The following is an 18675-nucleotide window of genomic DNA, read 5'->3' as shown; positions in this document are numbered from 1 at the left end:
GGGCCGGTACGCCACCGCGCGGTGCGGATCGGTTCAGAAGGCGAGCGCCTGGGCGCGCCGCTTCACCTCCGTGCCGCGATTCTCGCTCAGGGCCTGCGCGGGGGTGCCGGGCAGGGTCGGGTCGGGGGTGAAGAGCCACTCGATCATTTCTTCGACCGTGAAGCCGTCGTCACGCAGGAGCGTCAGGGTCCCGGACAGGCCCTTGACGACCTTGTCCTCGTCGATGAAGGCGGCGGGGACGTGCAGCGCCCGGTTCTCACCTCGGCGTACGGCGATGAGCTGGCCCTCCTTGACCAGCTGCCGCACGCGCGTCACCTCGACATCGAGCCGTTCGGCGATGTCGGGGAGGGTGAGCCAGCCGGGGACGAGTGCATCGATCTTTGCGTCAATCTCGGTCACGGGATCTAGCCTGCCATCCGTCACCGACAGTCGGAAGCCAGGCCGGTCCGCGTGGGGGCCACCCCCCTAGTCGAGGGTGGCGCTCTTCAGGGGCCGCGCCGGGTCGGCCAGGACCTCGGGGTCCATGCGGCGGCCCGTCTCGATCAGCCGCCGGCCCTGGGCCAGGTCGCGGGGCCGGCCCACGGCCAGCAGGGCCACCAGCCGGTCCTCGCGCAGCCAGCAGACGGACCAGGCGGGGCCGTCCGGCTCGCCGCGCCACACCATGCGGTCGGCGGCGGCGTGGTGGCCCGCGTACTGGACGAACCGGCCGAACTGCTCCGACCAGAAGTACGGCACCGGGTCGTAGACCGCGGGGATCTCGCCGAGGATGTTCGCGGCGACCGTGCGCGGCCCCTGCAGGGCGTTGTCCCAGTGGTGGACCAGCAGCCGGGCGCCGTAGCGGGCGGACGGGAAGGAGGCGCAGTCGCCGACGGCGTACACGTCCTCGGCGGAGGCGCGCAGCCGGTCGTCGGCGAGGATCTCGCCCTGCGGGCCCAGCTCGATGCCGGAGCCGGCCAGCCAGGCGGTGGCGGGGCGGGCGCCGATGCCGACCACGACGGCGTCCGCGGGCAGCCGGGTGCCGTCGTCGAGCAGCACCGCACCCGGTTCCACGCGCTCCACGCGCGCGTCCGTGCGCAGTTCGGCGCCGCTGTCGGCGTACCAGGCGGTCATGGGCGCGGCGACCTCGGCGGGCAGCGCGCCGGCGAGCGGCCGGTCGGCGGCCTCCACGACGGTCACGGCGCAGCCCGCCTCGCGGGCGGCGGTGGCGAACTCGGCGCCGATCCAGCCCGCGCCGACGACCACGATGTCGTGCTGCCGGGCCAGCACCGGCCGCAGCCGCTCGGCGTCGTCCAGGGTGCGCAGCAGGTGCACGCCGGGCACGCCCTCGGTGCCGGGCAGTGTGACCGGCTCGGCGCCGGTGGCGAGGACCAGGACGTCGTACGGCACGGGACCGGCCTCGGTGTCCAGTTCGTGGTCGGCGGGGCGCACACCCAGCGCCTCGCAGCCGAGCCTGAGTTCGATGCCGAGGGACTCGAAGTCCACGTCGAAGGCGGAGCCCTCGGCCGTGCCGAGGAGCACGGCCTTGGACAGCGGCGGCCGGTCGTAGGGCTGGTGGGGCTCGGCGCCGATCAGGGTGACGGTGCCCGTGAAGCCCTGTTCCCGCAGGGCCACCGCGGTCTGCACCCCGGCCATGCCCGCGCCGGCGACCACCACGCGCCGCCGCGGCGGCGTGTCCTGCTGTGCTGTCTGCTCGCTCACCCGATCACCTTAGACAACTGACGGAACGTCAGTCAGCGGGCGTGCTCGGTGACCTGCTCCACGACGCTGGTCCCGGCGCCCTCCTGCGACTCCCACTCCCAGGTCTCCTCCAGCCGCACCCGCCCGTCGGGCAGCTCCACGACCGTCGACACGCAGTGCCCCGAGGAGGTGGTCCCGTCCTGCTTGAGCTGTACGTAACGGAAGTCCAGCCGGTCGCCCTCCCGGGTGCCGACCAGATGGCCGCGCACCACGTCGCCGCCCGCGTACTCGGCCCAGATCTCGCCGCCTTGCTCGTGGTAGGCGAAGCGGGTGCGCGTACCCACCTGACCCGGGGCCTGGTCCGCCACCGGGGCGAGGAAGAGTCCGTCGAGCGAGCGGGCCATGGGGCGGGGCTCCTTACGGGGTCGGGGGGCCGAGGGCTAGGGTGGCCACCGTACAAGCACTCGCGGGAGCCCGGACGCACCGGGCTGAGAGGGAGGCTGGCGGCCTCCGACCGTACGAACCTGATCCGGGTCATGCCGGCGAAGGGAGGGGCTGGACGCCCATGCCGTCACGTACGTCCGACGTCCTCGTCATCGGGGGCGGGATCATCGGCCTGGTCACGGCCTGGCGTGCCGCGCAGCGCGGGCTCACCACGGCCGTGGTGGACCCCGAGCCCGGCGGCGGAGCCGCGCGGGTCGCTGCGGGGATGCTGGCCGCGGTCACCGAACTGCACTACGGCGAGGAGAAACTGCTCGCCCTCAACCTGGAATCGGCCCGCCGCTACCCGGACTTCGCGGCCGAGCTGACCGAACTGACCGGTCACGACCTGGGCTACCGGCGCTGCGGCACGCTCGCCGTGGCGCTCGACTCGGACGACCGCGCCCATCTGCGGGAGCTGCACGCCCTGCAGCGGCGCTCGGGGCTCGACTCCGAGTGGCTGTCGGGGCGGGAGTGCCGGCGCCTCGAACCGATGCTCGCGCCCGGGGTGCGGGGCGGGCTGCGGGTCGACGGCGACCACCAGATCGACCCCCGACGGCTGGCGTCCGCCCTGGTGGACGCGTGCGAGCGGGCCGGGGTGGTGTTCCACCGGTGCTGGGCCGAGCGGCTCGACGTCGCCGGGGGCCGGGCCGCCGGGGTCACCGCGGCGGACGGCACCCGGCTGGGCGCGGGCCGGGTGGTGCTCGCCGGCGGCAGCCTCAGCGGGCGTCTCGCGGGCGTCCCGGACGATCTGCTGCCCCCGGTGCGGCCGGTGAAGGGGCAGGTGCTGCGGCTGACCGTGCCCCGGCGGTACGCGCCGTTCCTGAGCCGTACCGTGCGGGCGGTGGTGCGCGGCAGCCAGGTCTACCTGGTGCCCCGGGAGAACGGCGAGCTGGTCGTCGGCGCGACCAGCGAGGAGCTGGGCTGGGACACCACGGTGACCGCGGGAGGCGTGTACGAGCTGCTGCGCGACGCCCATGAGCTGGTGCCGGGGATCACCGAGCTGCCCCTGACCGAGACCCGGGCCGGTCTGCGCCCCGGTTCCCCCGACAACGCCCCGCTGCTCGGCCCGTCCGGGCTCGACGGGCTGCTGCTGGCCACCGGGCACTACCGCAACGGCGTGCTGCTCACTCCCGTCACCGGAGACGTCATGGCCGAGCTGCTGACCGGCGGCGAGCTGCCGGAGACAGCCCGTCCGTTCACCCCGGAGCGCTTCGGCGCCGCACTCGTGGAGCAGCCCGCATGAGCATCTGTGTCTCGGTCAACGGCGAGCGCCGGGAGATCGCCCCGGGCACCGCGCTGGACGCGCTGGTGAAGACCCTGACCGTGGCACCCTCCGGGGTGGCCGCGGCCGTCAACGAGACCGTCGTACCGCGCGCGCGGTGGGCGGCCACCGCGCTCCTCGACGGTGACCGTGTCGAGGTCCTCACCGCCGTCCAGGGAGGCTGACCATGACCGACGATCCCTTCCTGGTGGGCGGGGTGCCCTTCGGGTCCCGGCTGATCATGGGCACCGGCGGCGCGCCCAGCCTGGACGTGCTGGAGCGCGCGCTGGTCGCCTCCGGCACGGAGCTGACCACCGTGGCCATGCGGCGGGTCGATCCCGGGGTGCACGGCTCGGTGCTGTCGGTGCTGGAGAGGCTGGGCATCCGGGTGCTGCCGAACACCGCGGGCTGCTTCACCGCCGGGGAGGCCGTGCTGACGGCCCGGCTGGCGCGCGAGGCGCTGGGCACCGACCTGGTGAAGCTGGAGGTCATCGCCGACGAGCGCACCCTGCTGCCGGATCCGGTGGAGCTGCTGGAGGCGGCGGAGACGCTGGTCGACGACGGGTTCACGGTGCTGCCGTACACCAACGACGATCCGGTGCTCGCGCGGAAGCTGGAGGACGTGGGCTGTGCGGCGGTGATGCCGCTGGGCTCCCCGATCGGCTCCGGGCTCGGGATCCGCAACCCGCACAACTTCCAGCTCATCGTGGAGCACGCGCGCGTGCCGGTGATCCTGGACGCGGGCGCCGGTACGGCCTCGGACGTCGCGCTGGCGATGGAGCTGGGCTGCGCCGGTGTGATGCTCGCCTCCGCCGTGACGCGGGCCCAGCGGCCCGAGACGATGGCGGCGGCGATGCGGCACGCGGTGGAGGCGGGGCGGCTGGCCCGGCTGGCGGGCCGGATCCCGCGCAGGCACTTCGCCGAGGCCTCCTCCCCCACCGGGGGCCGCGCCGACCTGGACCCCGAGCGGCCCGCGTTCTAGTTCGCCCTTCCGCCTCGCGGGACAGTCACAGGTCTGCTGCAGTACGTCACCGGAACGGCGCAGCGCACGGCGGTGTCCGTCGGTCCTCGTACACTCGCCTGCGTGGATACGACCCTTCAGGACCCGCTCGTCGGGCAGGTGCTCGACGGACGCTATCGCGTCGAAGCGCGGATCGCCGTCGGCGGGATGGCCACGGTCTACCGGGCCCTGGACACCCGCCTGGACCGCGTGCTCGCGCTCAAGGTGATGCACCCGGCCCTGGCTGCCGACGGGTCGTTCGTGGACCGGTTCATCCGCGAGGCCAAGTCGGTCGCCCGGCTCGCCCACCCCAACGTGGTGCAGGTCTTCGACCAGGGCACCGACGCGTCCTACGTGTATCTGGCGATGGAGTACGTCGCGGGGTGCACGCTGCGGGACGTGCTGCGCGAGCGGGGGGCGCTTCAGCCGCGGGCGGCGCTGGACATCCTGGAGCCGGTGCTCGCCGCGCTCGGCGCCGCGCACCGGGCCGGGTTCGTGCACCGGGACATGAAGCCCGAGAACGTGCTGATAGGCGATGACGGGCGGGTCAAGGTCGCCGACTTCGGGCTGGTGCGGTCGGTCGACACGGTGACCAGCACCACGGGCTCCGTCCTCGGGACCGTGTCGTATCTCGCTCCCGAGCAGATGGAGCAGGGCACCGCCGACCCGCGTGTCGACGTCTACGCCTGCGGTGTCGTCCTCTACGAGATGCTGACGGGCGGCAAGCCGCACTCCGGGGACTCCCCGGCGCAGATCCTGTACAAGCACATCCACGAGGACGTGCCGCCGCCCTCCGCGCTCGTACCGGGGCTGCCGCCGGAGCTGGACGAGCTGGTCGCCTCGGCGACCGCGCGCACCCCGGACCTCCGGCCGGACGACGCCGCCGCGCTGCTCGGCCAGGTGCTGCGGGCCCGGGCCGGGCTCAGCGCCGGTCAGCTGGACGCCGTGCCGCCGCAGGCGCTGTCCGCGGAGCACGACAACGCCGGGGACCGTACGAGCGTGATCCCGCGCTCGCTGACCGTGCCCCGGCCGCTGCCCGTCAACGAGGACGACGGCCCGGCGGACGTCCGGCACACCAGCCGGCTGCAGAGCCCGCCGGTGCCCGAACGGCGGGCGCCGCTGCGGCCGGGACGCCGGCTCGCCGCGCTCGTCGCCGCCGTGCTCGTGGTCCTCGGCGTGGGCGCGGGCGTCTGGTACATCAACTCCGGGCAGTTCACCAAGGTCCCTCCGCTGCTGGCCAAGACCGAGGAGCAGGCGACGGCGCGGCTGAAGTCGTCCGGGCTCCACGTCAAGGAGATCAAGCGCGAGTACAACGACACGGTCGGCAGCGGCACCGTCATCAGCACCGATCCGACGGCCGGGTCCCGCATCCGGGGCAACGGCTCCGTGACCCTCGTCATCTCCCGGGGCCCGGAGATCGTGAAGGTGCCCGACCTGCGCGGGGTGCCGCTGGGCGAGGCGCGCTCGCGGCTGAGGTCGGCCGGGCTGGAGCCGGGCATGGTCAACCGTGCCTTCAGCGACAGCGTGGACCGGGGATCGGTGATCAGCACCGACCCGCAGACGGGTGTCAAGCGGCACGCGGGCTCGGCGATCGCGCTCCTGGTCAGCAAGGGCAACCCGGTCGACGTGCCGGACGTCACCGGTGAGGACCCGGACAGCGCCCGGCAGGACCTGGAGGACGCGGGTCTGAAGGTGCGGATCTCCGCGCAGCAGGTCAACTCCGAGTACGACAAGGGCCAGGTGGCCCGGCAGACCCCGGGGGCCGGCAGCCGGGCCGCCGAGGGCGACACGGTGACGCTGACCCTGTCCAAGGGCCCGGTGATGGTGACGGTGCCGGACGTGGTCGGGTCGAGCGTGGACGACGCCACACAGCGGCTGGAGGCCGCCGGCTTCGAGGTGAACGAGGACCGGGGCCTGCTCGGGCTGTTCGGCGACACCGTGAAGGAGCAGTCGGTGGACGCGGGCGAGAAGGCGCCCAAGGGGTCGACGATCACGATCACCATCCGCTGACCCGGTGAGCGGGGTCACCGGGGACCGCGGTCCGGCGGCGGGGGACGGCATGACACCCTGAACGGGTGACATCCCAGCCGTCCCGCCCCGCCGCCCCGACCCTCCCGGGCTCCGCCCGCAACCCGATCGGCGGTCACGTCCCGGTGGCCGGCGGTCTGCACTCGGTGGGGCTGTCCTACGCCCGCGAACTGAAGGCCGAGACCGTGCAGGTCTTCGTCGCCAACCCGCGCGGGTGGGCCACCCCGGCCGGGAACCCGCGGCAGGACGAGGCGTTCCGTGAGGCGTGCGCCGCGGAGTCGGTCCCGGCGTATGTCCATGCTCCTTATCTGATCAACTTCGGCTCGCACACCGAGGCGACCGTGGAGCGCTCGGTGGAGTCGCTGCGGCACTCGCTGCGACGCGGTCGGGAGATCGGGGCGCTCGGCGTGGTGGTGCACACGGGCAGCGCGACCGGCGGGCGGGCGCGCGAGGTGGCGCTGAAGCAGGTGCGCGCCCATCTGCTGCCGCTGCTGGACGAGCTGACCCACGACGACGACCCGTTCCTGCTGCTGGAGTCGACCGCCGGGCAGGGCGCCTCGCTGTGCTCGCGCACCTGGGACTTCGGGCCGTACTTCGAGGCGCTGGACGCCCATCCGAAGCTCGGCGTCTGCCTGGACACCTGCCACATCTTCGCCGCCGGGCACGACCTGACCGGCCCCAGCGGCATGCACCAGACGCTCGATCTGCTGGTGGGCACCGTCGGCGAGGGCAGGCTGAAGCTGATCCACGCCAACGACTCCAAGGACGTGGCCGGCGCGCACAAGGACCGGCACGAGAACATCGGCGCCGGTCACATCGGCGAGGACCCGTTCCGGGCGCTGATGACCCACCCGGCGACGGCGGGCGTGCCGCTCGTCATCGAGACCCCCGGCGGCAAAGAGGGGCACGCGGCGGACGTCGCGCGGCTGAAGAAGCTCCGGGATTCCTGACCCTCACGGGGAATACCCCCAGGGGGTATGCGGTTCCGGTGGGTACGGGAACCGCCCGTCCGGCATTGGGGGACGTCATGGAGCACACGGCACACACCGAGCACCAGCACCAGCACCAGCACCAGGGGCAGGGGCACGGCCAGGGTCACGACCACGGATCCGGCCACGGCTCCGGCACGGCAAGCTGGGCGACGGCCGCGCAGGCCACCCTGCACTGCCTCACCGGCTGCGCCATCGGCGAGGTGCTCGGCATGGTCATCGGCACCGCGGCCGGCTGGGGGAACCTGCCGACCACCCTGCTGGCGATCGTCCTGGCCTTCTTCTTCGGCTACTCGCTCACCATGCGCGGGGTCCTGCGGGCCGGTGTCGACCTGCGGACCGCGATCCGGGTGGCCCTGGCCGCGGACACCCTGTCCATCGCCGTGATGGAGCTGATCGACAACGGGGTGATCCTGGTCTGGCCGTCCGCGATGGACGCCACCCTCGCCGACGCGCTGTTCTGGATCTCGCTGGCCGTCTCGCTGGTGATCGCCTTCGTCGTGACCACCCCGGTCAACAAGTGGACGATCGGGCGGGGCAAGGGGCACGCCGTGGTGCACCAGTACCACCACTGACCCGGCACGGACGCCAGGATCAGAGCTCGGGGCCCTCCCCGGGCTCTTCCTGGTAGGAGTAGCGCTGCTCCTTCCAGGGGTCGCCGATGTTGTGGTAGCCGCGCTCCTCCCAGAAGCCGCGGCGGTCGGCGGTCATGTACTCCACGCCCCGGACCCACTTGGGGCCCTTCCAGGCGTACAGGTTCGGGACGATCAGGCGGACCGGGAAGCCGTGTTCGGCGGTGAGGAGTTCGCCGTCCTTGTGGGTGGCGAAGATCGTGCGGTCGGAGGCGAAGTCCGCGAGCCGCAGGTTGGAGCTGAACCCGTACTCCGCCCACACCATCACATGGGTGACGTCCGCGGCCGGCGGGGCGAGGTCCAGCACCGCGCGGGCCGGGACGCCGCCCCACTCCGCGCCGGTCATGCTGTACTTCGTCACGCAGTGCAGATCGGCCACCACGGTGGTGTAGGGCAGCGCGGTGAACTCCTCATGGCCCCAGGTGTGCTGGTCGCCGTCGGCGGTGGCGCCGAAGACGCGGAACTCCCAGCGCTCGGGCCGGAACTTCGGCACCGGACCGTAGTGCGTGACCGGCCAGCCACGCTGCAGCCGCTGCCCCGGCGGAAGCTCGGGCCCTGCCGCTTCTCCAGACGCTCGCTCCACCGGATGACCCATGTATCCATCCTGACAGACCTCGGGCAGTGCCCTTGACCACCCACCCCCGAGCCGGACAAATGCCATTAGTGCGCCACTTACGTAATTAGTACGCACTTACTGGACGATCTTCCCGGCCGGTGAAATCATGCGGCGCTAGCGACCTGGTTCGACCACGTGAAGGAGTCCATCGCGATGCAGGGCGACCCCGAGGTCATCGAACTGCTCAACGAGCAGCTGACCGCCGAGCTGACCGCGATCAACCAGTACTTCCTGCACGCCAAGCTGCAGGACCACAAGGGATGGACGAAGCTCGCCCAGTACACCCGGGCCGAGTCGTTCGACGAGATGCGGCACGCGGAGGTCCTCACCGACCGCATCCTGCTGCTGGACGGCCTGCCGAACTACCAGCGGCTCTTCCATGTGCAGGTCGGGCAGACGGTGGCCGAGATGTTCCGGGCCGACCGGCAGATCGAGGTGGAGGCCATCGACCGGCTGCGCCGCGGCGTCCAGCTGATGCGCGAGAAGGACGACATCACGTCGGCGAACATCTTCGAGGCGATCCTGGCAGACGAGGAGCACCACATCGACTACCTCGACACCCAGCTCGAGCTCGTGGACAAGCTCGGTGAGGCGCTCTACCTGTCGACCGTGATCGAGCAGAGCCAGCCCGACCCGTCGGGACCGGGCACCGGGGGCTTCTCCACGCACTGAGCGGCCGCGCGGGGCGGCGCGTGTCAGGCGGCGTCGTCCAGCCGGCCGAGGGCCGGTGTGCGCCGGTCGATCAGTTCCCGGCGGGGGCAGGCGCCCCGGCCGAGCAGTGCCTGGATGCGCCGTACGCAGCCGCCGCAGTCCGTGCCGGCCTTGCAGGCGGAGGCTATCTGGCGGGGGGTGCCGGCACCGTCCTCCGCGTGCTGCTTGACCTGGGCCTCGGTGATGCCGAAGCAGCTGCAGACGTACACGCGGATTCACCTCCCGACTGGGTCGCTGTTGTCATGCCGTCCCGTTCCCGGTGAGGCAAACCTAACCTTACCCATCGCGTCGAGGGCGCAAAAGTGCGTGGGGCGCGGATCCGGTGTGATCCGCGCCCCAGATCACTCACTGGTCGCGGTACATCTCCGCGACGAGGAACGCCAGGTCGAGGGACTGGCTGCGGTTCAGCCGCGGGTCGCAGGCCGTCTCGTAGCGCTGGTGCAGATCGTCGACGAAGATCTCGTCGCCGCCGCCCACGCACTCGGTGACGTCGTCGCCGGTCAGCTCCACGTGGATGCCGCCCGGGTGGGTGCCGAGCCCCTTGTGCACCTCGAAGAAGCCCTTGACCTCGTCGAGCACGTCGTCGAAGCGGCGGGTCTTGTGGCCGGAGGCCGCCTCGAAGGTGTTGCCGTGCATCGGGTCGGTCACCCAGGCCACCGTGGCGCCGGACGCCGTGACCTTCTCGACCAGCTCGGGGAGCCGGTCGCGGATCTTGTCGGCGCCCATGCGGACGATGAAGGTCAGCCGGCCCGGCTCCCGCTCGGGGTCGAGGCGGTCGATGTAACGCAGCGCCTCCTCGGCCGTGGTGGTCGGGCCGAGCTTGATGCCGATCGGGTTGCGGATGCGCGAGGCGAACTCGATGTGCGCGCCGTCGAGCTGCCGGGTGCGCTCACCGATCCACACCATGTGCCCGGAGACGTCGTACAGCTTGCCGGTGCGGGAGTCGACCCGGGTCAGGGCGGACTCGTAGTCCAGCAGCAGCGCCTCGTGCGAGGAGAAGAACTCGACGGTCTTGAACTCCTCCGGGTCGGTCCCGCAGGCCCGCATGAAGTTCAGCGCGCTGTCGATCTCCCGCGCCAGCTGCTCGTAGCGCTGCCCGGACGGGGAGGACTTCACGAAGTCCTGGTTCCAGGCGTGCACCTGGCGCAGGTCGGCGTAGCCGCCGGTGGTGAAGGCGCGCACCAGGTTCAGCGTGGAGGCCGAGGCGTTGTACATGCGCTTCAGCCGCTCGGGGTCCGGGACGCGGGATTCCTCGGTGAAGTCGAAGCCGTTGACGGAGTCGCCGCGGTAGGTCGGCAGCGTCACGCCGTCCCGGGTCTCGGTCGGCTTGGAGCGCGGCTTGGAGTACTGGCCGGCGATCCGGCCCACCTTGACCACCGGCACGGAGGCCGCGTAGGTCAGGACGGCACCCATCTGGAGCAGCGTCTTGAGCTTGTTGCGGATGTGGTCGGCGGACACCGCGTCGAAGGCCTCGGCGCAGTCGCCGCCCTGGAGGAGGAACGCCTCTCCCTTGGCGACGGCCGCCATCCGGGCGCGCAGCTGGTCGCACTCGCCCGCGAAGACGAGCGGCGGATACGACTCGAGGTCCGCGATCACTGCGCGCAGAGCCTCGGTGTCGGGGTACTCGGGCTGCTGCGCCGCGGGCAGGTCTCGCCAGGTGTTGCCAGCGCTCGCGCTGGTCTTAGCGTTCACGGTCACCCCTCAAACATTACGGGGTCGTGTCGCATGCTCTGCTTTCGGCTCGAAGGGTGAGACGGACAGTTTGCCCCGTGGACGCCGGGCCGGTGCGGTAGGGTTTCCGGCATGTTCGCGCTTTCGATCCAGAACTGGTGGTGGACCGCTCATCCGGCGGCCCACTGACTGCGCGTACGCAAGACTTCGCGAAGGCCGCCCGAGGGGCGGCCTTCGGTGTTTTCCGGGCCGTTCCTCTCCGTCAGGCAGACGACCGAGAAGGAGCCCCACCCGTGAACCTCAAGGACCTGTTGTCCGACCCCCGCCCCTTCGCGCTGCTCCGCCGGCGCACCCCGGGCCGGGACGAGCACCCGGTGGAGCTGCTGCTCGGCCCCGTCACCGCCCGGGACAAGCTGGCCGACCTGCCCGACGAGGGCCTGGCGCTCGTCCCGTTCCGGCAGATCCGCGAGCGCGGCTTCGACGTCCGGGACGACGGCACCCCGCTGCTGGTGCTGACCCCCGAGGAGTCGTACGAGTTCCCGCTCGCCGAGGCCCTGCGGTCGCTGCCCGGCCATGAGGTGCGGGTCGAGGGCGGGGGCTTCGACGTCGGCGACGAGGAGTACGCCGAGATCGTCGGGCGGGTGCTGCGCGAGGAGATCGGCGGGGGCGAGGGCGCCAACTTCGTGATCCGGCGGACGTACGAGGGCGGGATCCCCGGCTTCGGGCGGGCGGACGCGCTGGCACTGTTCCGGCGGCTGCTGGAGGGCGAGCGGGGCGCCTACTGGACGTTCCTGGTCCACACCCCGGAACGGACGCTGGTCGGCGCCAGCCCGGAGGTGCACGTGCGGATGTCGGGCGGGACGGTCGTGATGAACCCGATCAGCGGGACGTACCGCTATCCGGCCGGGGGGCCGACGCCGGAGCATCTGCTGGACTTCCTCGCCGACGGCAAGGAGATCGAGGAGCTGTCCATGGTCGTCGACGAGGAACTGAAGATGATGTGCACCGTCGGCGACATGGGCGGGGTGGTCGTCGGGCCGCGCCTGAAGGAGATGGCGCACCTCGCGCACACCGAGTACGAGCTGCGCGGGAAGTCCTCCCTGGACGCGCGGGAGGTGCTGCGGGAGACCATGTTCGCGGCCACCGTCACCGGATCGCCGGTGCAGAACGCCTGCCGGGTGATCGAACGGCACGAGGCCGGCGGACGCGGCTACTACGCGGGCGCGCTGGCCCTGCTCGGGCGGGACTCCGGCGGTGCCCAGACGCTGGACTCCCCCATCCTGATCCGCACCGCCGACATCGCCCATGGGGGCACCTCCCGCTCGAGCGAAGCCGAGAGTGGGGGAGGCCGGCTGCGCGTCCCGGTGGGCGCGACGCTGGTGCGCGGCTCGGATCCGGCGGGCGAGGTGGCGGAGACGCACGCGAAGGCGGCGGGAGTGCTCGCGGCCCTCGGGGTACGGCCGTCCGCGCCGCGCACGGAGCGCAGGCGCCCGCGGCTGGCCGACGACCCCCGGGTGCGGGCCGCGCTGGACGGGCGCCGGGCCTCCCTCGCCCCGTTCTGGCTGCGGATGCAGGAGCGCTCCGACGCCCTCGCGGGGCACGCGCTCGTCGTCGACGGCGAGGACACCTTCACGGCGATGCTGGCGCACGTGCTGCGCTCCGCCGGGCTGGAGGTGACGGTCCGGCGCTACGACGAGCCGGGGCTGCGCCGGACCGTGCTCGCGCACCCGGGGCCGGTGGTGCTGGGGCCGGGCCCGGGCGACCCGTCCGACCCGGCCGACCCGAAGATGCGCGTCCTGCGGGACCTGGCCGCCGCGGTGGTCGGGGAGCACCGGCACGGTGTGCTCGGGGTCTGCCTGGGGCACGAGCTGATCGCGGCGGAGCTGGGTCTCGAGATCGTCCGCAAGGAGGTCCCGTACCAGGGGGCGCAGACCACGATCGACCTGTTCGGGCGGCCGGAGACGGTCGGCTTCTACAACAGCTTCACGGCCCGCTGCGACGACGAGGCCGCCCGGGAGCTGGCCGCGCACCACGTGGAGGTGAGCCGGGCGGAGAACGGGGAGGTGCACGCGGTGCGCGGCCCCGGGTTCGCCGGGGTGCAGTTCCACCCGGAGTCGGTGCTGACCCTGAACGGGGCGGCGGTCGTGCGGGAGCTGATCGGCGAGCTGCGCGGGGTGAGCGGGGCGGTCTGACGGGCTGACGGACTGACGGCCGGGGCGCCCGGAGACCGGATCGCGGTCCCCGGGCCTCCGCCGCCGGCCCTGACGTTCCGTCAGCCGAAGAACACTCCGACCTCGTCGTACAGCTTCGGGTCCACCGTCTTGAGCTTGGCGGTGGCCTCGGCGATCGGGACGCGCACGATGTCGGTGCCGCGCAGGGCGACCATCTTGCCGAAGTCGCCGTCGCGCACGCAGTCGATGGCGTGCAGGCCGAAGCGGGTGGCGAGCCAGCGGTCGAAGGCGCTGGGGGTGCCACCGCGCTGGATGTGCCCGAGCACGGTCGTGCGGGCCTCCTTGCCGGTGCGCTTCTCGATCTCCTTGGCCAGCCACTCGCCGACCCCGGAGAGCCGGACGTGCCCGAAGGAGTCCAGCGACTCGTCCTTGAGGACCATGTCGCCGTCCTTGGGCATGGCGCCCTCGGCGACGACGACGATCGGGGCGTACGAGGCCTTGAAGCGGGAGGTGATCCAGGCGCACACCTGGTCGAGGTCGAAGCGCTGCTCGGGGATGAGGATGACGTTGGCGCCGCCGGCCAGCCCGGAGTGCAGGGCGATCCAGCCGGCGTGACGGCCCATCACCTCGCAGACCAGGACCCGCATGTGGGACTCGGCGGTGGTGTGCAGGCGGTCGATGGCCTCGGTGGCGATGCCGACCGCGGTGTCGAAGCCGAAGGTGTAGTCGGTGGCGGACAGGTCGTTGTCGATGGTCTTCGGCACGCCGACGCAGGGCACGCCGTACTCGTCGGAGAGGCGGGCGGCGACACCGAGGGTGTCCTCGCCACCGATCGCGACGAGCGCGTCGACCTCCTGCTTGGCCAGGTTCTCCTTGATGCGGCGGATGCCGCCCTCCACCTTGAGGGGGTTGGTCCGCGAGGAGCCGAGCACGGTGCCCCCGCGGGGCAGGATGCCGCGCACCGCGGGGATGTCGAGGCGCACCGTGTAGTTCTCGAGCGGGCCCCGCCAGCCGTCCCGGAAGCCGACGAAGTCGTATCCGTACTCCTGCACGCCCTTGCGGACGACTGCCCGGATGACGGCGTTGAGGCCGGGGCAGTCACCGCCCCCGGTCAGTACTCCCACCCGCATGCCACACGTCCCTTCACCGCGGTTACCTGATGCTCACTCACGGTAATGGTGATGCGGGTCACACGGCGAGAGGCGGGGAGGGCGATTCCGGTGAATTGTCAGGAGACCGCTTGACCGGCCCGTCTCACTCCTCGTCGAGGCCGCGCTCGATCGCGTACCGCACCAGCTCGACCCTGTTGTGCAGTTGGAGCTTGCCGAGGGTGTTCTGGACGTGGTTCTGGACGGTGCGGTGGGAGATGACGAGGCGTTCGGCGATCTGCTTGTAGCTCAGGCCCTTGGCGACCAGCCGCAGCACCTCGGTCTCCCGCTCGGTCAGCCGGGGCGCTCCGGGGGAGTCCGGGGCGGGCGCGGGCTCGGCGGCCAGGCGCCGGTACTCGCCGAGGACCAGCCCGGCGAGGCCCGGGGTGAACACCGGGTCGCCGACGGCGGTACGGCGCACCGCGTCCAGCAGTTCCGCGGTGGAGGCCGACTTCAGCAGGTAGCCCGTCGCGCCGGACTTCACCGCCTCCAGTACATCGGCGTGCTCACCACTGGCGGAGAGCACCAGGACGCGCAGCGCGGGGTTGTGGGCCACCAGCTCCTTGCACACCGTCACACCGGGCTTGGCGGGCAGGTTGAGGTCCAGCACGAGGACGTCCGGGGCCACGGCCTTGGCACGGCGGACCGCCTGTTCGCCGTCGCCGGCGGTGGCGACCACCTCGAAGCCGGACTCGGCGAGGTCCCGGGCGACCGCGTCGCGCCACATGGGGTGGTCGTCGACCACCATGACCCTGATCGGCTCCTGCGCCTGCGTCATCGTCGCTCCGCCTTCCCCCGCGCCCGCACGGCGCCCTTCGGTACCTTCAACTCGACTTCGGTGCCCTGTCCGGGCACCGAGATCAGCTCGGCGCTGCCGCCGAGGTCGCGCAGCCGGCCGCGGATCGACTGGGCCACGCCCAGCCGGCCCTCGCCCTCGGCCTGGGCCAGCCGGCCCTCGGGGATGCCGGGCCCGTCGTCCCGCACGGTCACGACGATCTCGTCCGGTTCGTCCTCGACCAGGATCCAGGCCCGGGCCTCGGCTCCGGCGTGCTCGCGCACGTTGTCCAGCGCCGCCCCGACCGCCGCCGCCAGCTCCCGCGCGGCCGGCCGCGGCAGTTCGACCGGGGCGCCGGGCTCGGCGAGGCTGGTCCGGGCGCCCGCGTGGCGGGCGAGCAGGGCGCGCAGGTCGACCGGGCCGTCCGGTTCGTCGTCGTACGGCTCGTCGACAGCGCGTACGACGGCTCCGGCGGCGGCGTCCTCCGAGACCCGGGACACCGGCAGCAGGCCGCCGGAGACCAGCGTGCGCAGCGCCACCTCCTGCTCGCCCGCCAGCCGCCCCAGCTCGGCGGCCTCGCCGCCGATGACCGCGCCGCGCCGCTGCACCATGGCCAGCACCTGGAGCACGCCGTCGTGGATGTCCCGGGCCAGCCGCTCGCGCTCGCGGGTCGCCGCCTCGATCTCCAGGGCGCGGGCGAGGGTGCGTTCGGAGGCCCGGGCGACCTCCACGACGTAGCCGATGGCGATGGAGGCGACCCAGACCAGGATCACGTTGTGCACGGTGTCCCGGGCCGGGCTGCCGCGCTCCACCAGGTTGACGGCGGCGACGGCCGTGGAGGCCACGGCGGCCCAGCGCCAGCCGCCCTTGATGGCGAAGGCCAGCACGGCGCCGGCGGTCCATATCGACGGCAGGGTCGGGCCGCCGCCCGCGATCCGCTCGTGGTTGTCGGCGAGCGGGGTGAGCAGGATGCCGGTGAGCGCGACGGTCAGGTCGGCGGCCAGGAAGCCCCTGGTGCAGCTCGCCGCGTTCGCCACCCGGGGCAGGGTGGCGAGGGTCCACACGACCAGCACCGCGTAGTAGCCGACGGCGACCCAGGGGCGCACGAAGTGGTCGTACGCGGTGGCGCACAGGCCGATGGCGTACAGCATCGTCAGCACGCGGTAGCCGGCGAGCGCGCGCCACAGCGGCAGTTCGACCGACATCCTCATGACCCGCTCGCGCCTGGGCATGGCCCCGCCCCCCGATCCCCCGGTTCCCCGCTAGCTCCCGGGCTGCTTCTTCTCCGCCTTCTCCGCCTTCTCCGCCTTCTCGGCTTCCTTGGCCGCCTTCGCCGCGTCCGCGATCTGCCGCTTGGCGGCGGTCGCGTACATGTCGACGTACTCCTGGCCGGAGAGCTTCATGATCTCGTACATGACCTCGTCGGTCACCGCGCGGAGCACGAACCGGTCGTGCTCCATGCCGAGGTAGCGGCTGAAGTCCAGGGGCTTGCCGATGCGGATGCCCGGACGCATCAGCTTGGGCATCACCTGACCGGGCGGCTGGATCTTCTCGGTGTCGATCATCGCGACCGGGATGACCGGCGCGCCGGTGGCGAGCGCCACGCGCGCGAGGCCGCCGGGCTTGCCCCGGTACAGCCGGCCGTCGGGCGAGCGGGTGCCCTCGGGATAGATGCCGAACAGCTCTCCGCGTTCCAGCACCTCTATGCCGCTCTTGATCGCCGCCTCGCCGGCGCCGCGCGCCCCGGAGCGGTCCACCGGGAGCTGTCCGACGCCCTTGAAGAAGGCCGCGGTGAGGCGGCCCTTGACGCCGGGGGTGGTGAAGTACTCGGCCTTCGCGATGAAGGTCACCTTGCGGTCGAGGACCGCGGGCAGGAAGAACGAGTCCGAGAACGAGAGGTGATTGCTCGCCAGGATGGCGGCGCCCTCGGGCGGAATGTTCTCCAGGCCCTCCACCCAGGGTCTGAAGGCGACCTTCAGCGGCCCTCCGATGGCGACCTTCATCGTGCCGTACAACACCCGCGTGCCTCCTGTTTCCGACGGTCAGACCATAACCCGGAGTGCCGCCAATGGGCCCGACGACCCTGGTCGGTGTCGGTGCGGTCGCGTACGGTGAACCACATCCGCCAGTTCTTCACGCCTTTCTCAGGAACAGGAGTCCGAAAGGTGCCGGTTCTCCCCGGAGCCGAGCCGTACCGCCACGAGGGCGGGGAGGTGGGTGTCCTCCTCTGTCACGGCTTCACCGGCTCGCCCCAGTCGCTGCGCCCCTGGGCGGAGCACCACGCGGCACACGGTCTGACCGTGTCGCTGCCGCTGCTGCCCGGGCACGGCACCCGCTGGGAGGACCTGCAGGTCACGGGCTGGCAGGACTGGTACGCGGAGGTGGACCGCGAGCTGCGGCTGCTGGCCGGGCGCTGCTCCCGGGTGTTCGTCGGCGGCCTGTCGATGGGCGGGGCACTGGCGCTGCGGCTCGCCGCGAGGCACGGTGACGACGTCGCGGGTGTGGTGGTCGTCAACCCGGTGAACCGGGTGCACGGGCTGTCGGCGTACGCCCTTCCGGTGGCCCGGCACCTGGCGCGCACGACGAAGGGCGTCACCGGTGACATCGCCAAGGAGGGCGCCGCGGAGCTGGGTTACGACCGGGTGCCGCTGCACGCGGCGCACTCCCTGCGGGAGTTCCTGCGCCGGCTGGACGGCGAGCTGCCCCAGGTGACCCAGCCGTTGCTGCTGCTGCGCAGCGCCCACGACCACGTGGTCCCGGCGGCCGACTCGGCGCGTGTGCTGAGCCGGGTGTCCTCCAGGGACGTCACGGAGACCGTGCTGGAACAGAGCCGCCATGTGGCGACGTTGGACTACGACGCGGACCGGATCTTCGAGGGGAGCCTCGCCTTCGTCGGCCGGCTCGCACCCATGACCGGCAAGGAAGGGACGGCCGCAGTTGGCTGAGCACGAGTCCGACCGCGGGGACCGCGAGCCGGACGAGAAGGGAGTCCCCTTCGACGAGGAGGCCGCGTGGCAGGCGATCGTCGCGGGCTACGGCGCCGAGCCGCCGGACCCGCCGGGCAGCCGGCCCTACAAGCCGGTCGAGGATCTCGCGCTGCTCGAGAAGGAACCCCCCGGCGAGGACGCCGAAGGACCCGGTGAGCCGCGGTCCGACCGGCCGCTGGGCAGCTCGGTCTCGTTCGCGCCCGGGGTGGGGCCGCGCGACTACCGCGTGGCCGAGCCCTCCGAGGACGACCTCGGCGAGGACGACGAGGGCCACTTCGTGCCGCCCGAGCCGCCGCCGCTGCCGATTGCCGACACGACCGCCAGGTTCGCCTGGCTGGGGGTGGTCGGCGGACCGGTCCTGCTCCTGCTGGCCGTGCTGCTCGGCTGGGAGATGACCTGGTATCTGGCGACCCTGGGCATCGGCGGGTTCCTCGGTGGCTTCGTGACGCTGGTGACGCGGATGCGGACGGACGAGGACGGGGACGACCCGGGGCGCGGGGCCGTGGTCTGACCCGCTGACCCGCTG

Annotated in this window: 21 protein-coding genes and 1 riboswitch; of the genes, 11 read left to right on the top strand and 10 right to left on the bottom strand. The window is 72.5% G+C overall.

Going from position 1 to position 18675, the window contains the following annotated elements; all coding sequences use genetic code 11:
- Positions 1-33: 33 nt before the first annotated feature.
- From ABZ478_RS17530 to ABZ478_RS17520, 3 genes are all read right to left on the bottom strand, one after another.
- Positions 34-399: an Rv2175c family DNA-binding protein gene (locus tag ABZ478_RS17530; RefSeq protein ID WP_359550123.1), complete on the bottom strand. Its 366-nt coding sequence runs from the start codon at positions 397-399 to the stop codon at positions 34-36.
- A 66-nt stretch (positions 400-465) separates the two neighbouring features.
- Positions 466-1698, bottom strand: a complete 1233-nt coding sequence (locus ABZ478_RS17525; protein WP_359550120.1) for an FAD-dependent oxidoreductase — start codon at positions 1696-1698, stop codon at positions 466-468.
- Between the two features lie 32 nt (positions 1699-1730).
- Complete coding sequence (locus ABZ478_RS17520) at positions 1731-2081, bottom strand: hypothetical protein (RefSeq protein WP_359550118.1); 351 nt, start codon at positions 2079-2081, stop codon at positions 1731-1733.
- A 52-nt stretch (positions 2082-2133) separates the two neighbouring features.
- Positions 2134-2245, top strand: a riboswitch (TPP riboswitch).
- On the opposite strand from ABZ478_RS17520, the gene thiO reads away from it, so the two are divergent.
- From thiO to ABZ478_RS17490, 6 genes are all read left to right on the top strand, one after another.
- Positions 2243-3403 (top strand): glycine oxidase ThiO, encoded by a 1161-nt coding sequence (gene thiO / locus ABZ478_RS17515; protein ID WP_359550115.1) that lies wholly within the window; start codon positions 2243-2245, stop codon positions 3401-3403. Its footprint overlaps the riboswitch before it by 3 nt.
- Before the next feature lie 2 nt (positions 3404-3405).
- The gene (thiS, locus tag ABZ478_RS17510) at positions 3406-3606 is read left to right on the top strand and encodes a sulfur carrier protein ThiS (RefSeq protein WP_358931296.1); all 201 of its coding nucleotides are present in this window, start codon (positions 3406-3408) and stop codon (positions 3604-3606) included.
- A gap of 2 nt (positions 3607-3608) precedes the next feature.
- Positions 3609-4403, top strand: a complete 795-nt coding sequence (locus ABZ478_RS17505) for a thiazole synthase (protein ID WP_359550113.1) — start codon at positions 3609-3611, stop codon at positions 4401-4403.
- 102 nt (positions 4404-4505) lie between these two features.
- On the top strand, positions 4506-6431 hold the full coding sequence (gene pknB / locus ABZ478_RS17500) for a Stk1 family PASTA domain-containing Ser/Thr kinase (protein ID WP_359550111.1): 1926 nt from the start codon (positions 4506-4508) through the stop codon (positions 6429-6431).
- A 65-nt stretch (positions 6432-6496) separates the two neighbouring features.
- Positions 6497-7399: a deoxyribonuclease IV gene (locus ABZ478_RS17495; RefSeq protein ID WP_359550109.1), complete on the top strand. Its 903-nt coding sequence runs from the start codon at positions 6497-6499 to the stop codon at positions 7397-7399.
- A 77-nt stretch (positions 7400-7476) separates the two neighbouring features.
- Complete coding sequence (locus tag ABZ478_RS17490) at positions 7477-8013, top strand: DUF4396 domain-containing protein (RefSeq protein WP_359550106.1); 537 nt, start codon at positions 7477-7479, stop codon at positions 8011-8013.
- Positions 8014-8032: 19 nt separating this feature from the next.
- Here ABZ478_RS17490 and ABZ478_RS17485 read toward each other — a convergent pair whose 3' ends face one another.
- Positions 8033-8665, bottom strand: coding sequence for a sulfite oxidase-like oxidoreductase (locus ABZ478_RS17485; protein WP_359550103.1), 633 nt, complete (start codon positions 8663-8665; stop codon positions 8033-8035).
- 174 nt (positions 8666-8839) lie between these two features.
- Between ABZ478_RS17485 and bfr the strand changes: the two genes are divergently transcribed.
- The gene (gene bfr / locus ABZ478_RS17480) at positions 8840-9358 is read left to right on the top strand and encodes a bacterioferritin (RefSeq protein ID WP_359550486.1); all 519 of its coding nucleotides are present in this window, start codon (positions 8840-8842) and stop codon (positions 9356-9358) included.
- Positions 9359-9381: 23 nt separating this feature from the next.
- Here bfr and ABZ478_RS17475 read toward each other — a convergent pair whose 3' ends face one another.
- Together ABZ478_RS17475 and ABZ478_RS17470 are read right to left on the bottom strand one after the other, a co-directional pair.
- Positions 9382-9606 (bottom strand): (2Fe-2S)-binding protein, encoded by a 225-nt coding sequence (locus ABZ478_RS17475; protein ID WP_359550101.1) that lies wholly within the window; start codon positions 9604-9606, stop codon positions 9382-9384.
- Between the two features lie 136 nt (positions 9607-9742).
- Positions 9743-11095 (bottom strand): class II 3-deoxy-7-phosphoheptulonate synthase, encoded by a 1353-nt coding sequence (locus tag ABZ478_RS17470; protein WP_359550099.1) that lies wholly within the window; start codon positions 11093-11095, stop codon positions 9743-9745.
- Between the two features lie 105 nt (positions 11096-11200).
- On the opposite strand from ABZ478_RS17470, the gene ABZ478_RS17465 reads away from it, so the two are divergent.
- A complete protein-coding gene (locus ABZ478_RS17465; protein ID WP_115913573.1) occupies positions 11201-11257 on the top strand; it encodes a trp operon leader peptide in 57 nt (18 codons plus the stop codon).
- Positions 11258-11361: 104 nt separating this feature from the next.
- The gene (locus tag ABZ478_RS17460) at positions 11362-13260 is read left to right on the top strand and encodes an anthranilate synthase family protein (RefSeq protein ID WP_359550096.1); all 1899 of its coding nucleotides are present in this window, start codon (positions 11362-11364) and stop codon (positions 13258-13260) included.
- An 80-nt stretch (positions 13261-13340) separates the two neighbouring features.
- Here ABZ478_RS17460 and ABZ478_RS17455 read toward each other — a convergent pair whose 3' ends face one another.
- The 4 genes from ABZ478_RS17455 to ABZ478_RS17440 all read right to left on the bottom strand — a co-directional run bounded on the left by ABZ478_RS17455 (position 13341) and on the right by ABZ478_RS17440 (position 17177).
- Positions 13341-14369, bottom strand: coding sequence for a 6-phosphofructokinase (locus tag ABZ478_RS17455; protein ID WP_359550093.1), 1029 nt, complete (start codon positions 14367-14369; stop codon positions 13341-13343).
- Between the two features lie 124 nt (positions 14370-14493).
- A complete protein-coding gene (locus ABZ478_RS17450; protein WP_359550092.1) occupies positions 14494-15165 on the bottom strand; it encodes a response regulator transcription factor in 672 nt (223 codons plus the stop codon).
- On the bottom strand, positions 15162-16394 hold the full coding sequence (locus tag ABZ478_RS17445) for a DUF5931 domain-containing protein (RefSeq protein WP_359550089.1): 1233 nt from the start codon (positions 16392-16394) through the stop codon (positions 15162-15164). Before ABZ478_RS17445 ends, ABZ478_RS17450 begins: the two co-directional genes overlap by 4 nt.
- Positions 16395-16424: 30 nt before the next feature.
- Entirely contained in the window at positions 16425-17177 is a 753-nt protein-coding gene (locus ABZ478_RS17440; RefSeq protein ID WP_359550483.1) for a lysophospholipid acyltransferase family protein, read from the bottom strand.
- 150 nt (positions 17178-17327) lie between these two features.
- Between ABZ478_RS17440 and ABZ478_RS17435 the strand changes: the two genes are divergently transcribed.
- Positions 17328-18107: an alpha/beta fold hydrolase gene (locus ABZ478_RS17435; RefSeq protein WP_359550086.1), complete on the top strand. Its 780-nt coding sequence runs from the start codon at positions 17328-17330 to the stop codon at positions 18105-18107.
- The gene (locus ABZ478_RS17430) at positions 18100-18660 is read left to right on the top strand and encodes a hypothetical protein (RefSeq protein WP_359550084.1); all 561 of its coding nucleotides are present in this window, start codon (positions 18100-18102) and stop codon (positions 18658-18660) included. Before ABZ478_RS17435 ends, ABZ478_RS17430 begins: the two co-directional genes overlap by 8 nt.
- Positions 18661-18675: the final 15 nt, after the last annotated feature.

It is taken from the genome of Streptomyces sp. NPDC005706 (assembly GCF_040631045.1).
In the GTDB taxonomy this organism is placed as follows: Bacteria; Actinomycetota; Actinomycetes; order Streptomycetales; family Streptomycetaceae; genus Streptomyces.
This window is presented reverse-complemented; position numbering and strand designations above follow the sequence as displayed.

Excerpts from the sequence above, each read along its gene's own strand:
- ABZ478_RS17520 (WP_359550118.1), bottom strand. The coding sequence starts at position 2,081 with ATGGCCCGCTCGCTCGACGGACTCTTCCTCGCCCCGGTGGCGGACCAG.
- thiO (WP_359550115.1), top strand. The coding sequence starts at position 2,243 with ATGCCGTCACGTACGTCCGACGTCCTCGTCATCGGGGGCGGGATCATC.
- ABZ478_RS17505 (WP_359550113.1), top strand. The coding sequence starts at position 3,609 with ATGACCGACGATCCCTTCCTGGTGGGCGGGGTGCCCTTCGGGTCCCGG.
- ABZ478_RS17490 (WP_359550106.1), top strand. The coding sequence starts at position 7,477 with ATGGAGCACACGGCACACACCGAGCACCAGCACCAGCACCAGCACCAG.
- ABZ478_RS17485 (WP_359550103.1), bottom strand. The coding sequence starts at position 8,665 with ATGGGTCATCCGGTGGAGCGAGCGTCTGGAGAAGCGGCAGGGCCCGAG.
- bfr (WP_359550486.1), top strand. The coding sequence starts at position 8,840 with ATGCAGGGCGACCCCGAGGTCATCGAACTGCTCAACGAGCAGCTGACC.
- ABZ478_RS17455 (WP_359550093.1), bottom strand. The coding sequence starts at position 14,369 with ATGCGGGTGGGAGTACTGACCGGGGGCGGTGACTGCCCCGGCCTCAAC.
- ABZ478_RS17450 (WP_359550092.1), bottom strand. The coding sequence starts at position 15,165 with ATGACGCAGGCGCAGGAGCCGATCAGGGTCATGGTGGTCGACGACCAC.
- ABZ478_RS17445 (WP_359550089.1), bottom strand. The coding sequence starts at position 16,394 with ATGCCCAGGCGCGAGCGGGTCATGAGGATGTCGGTCGAACTGCCGCTG.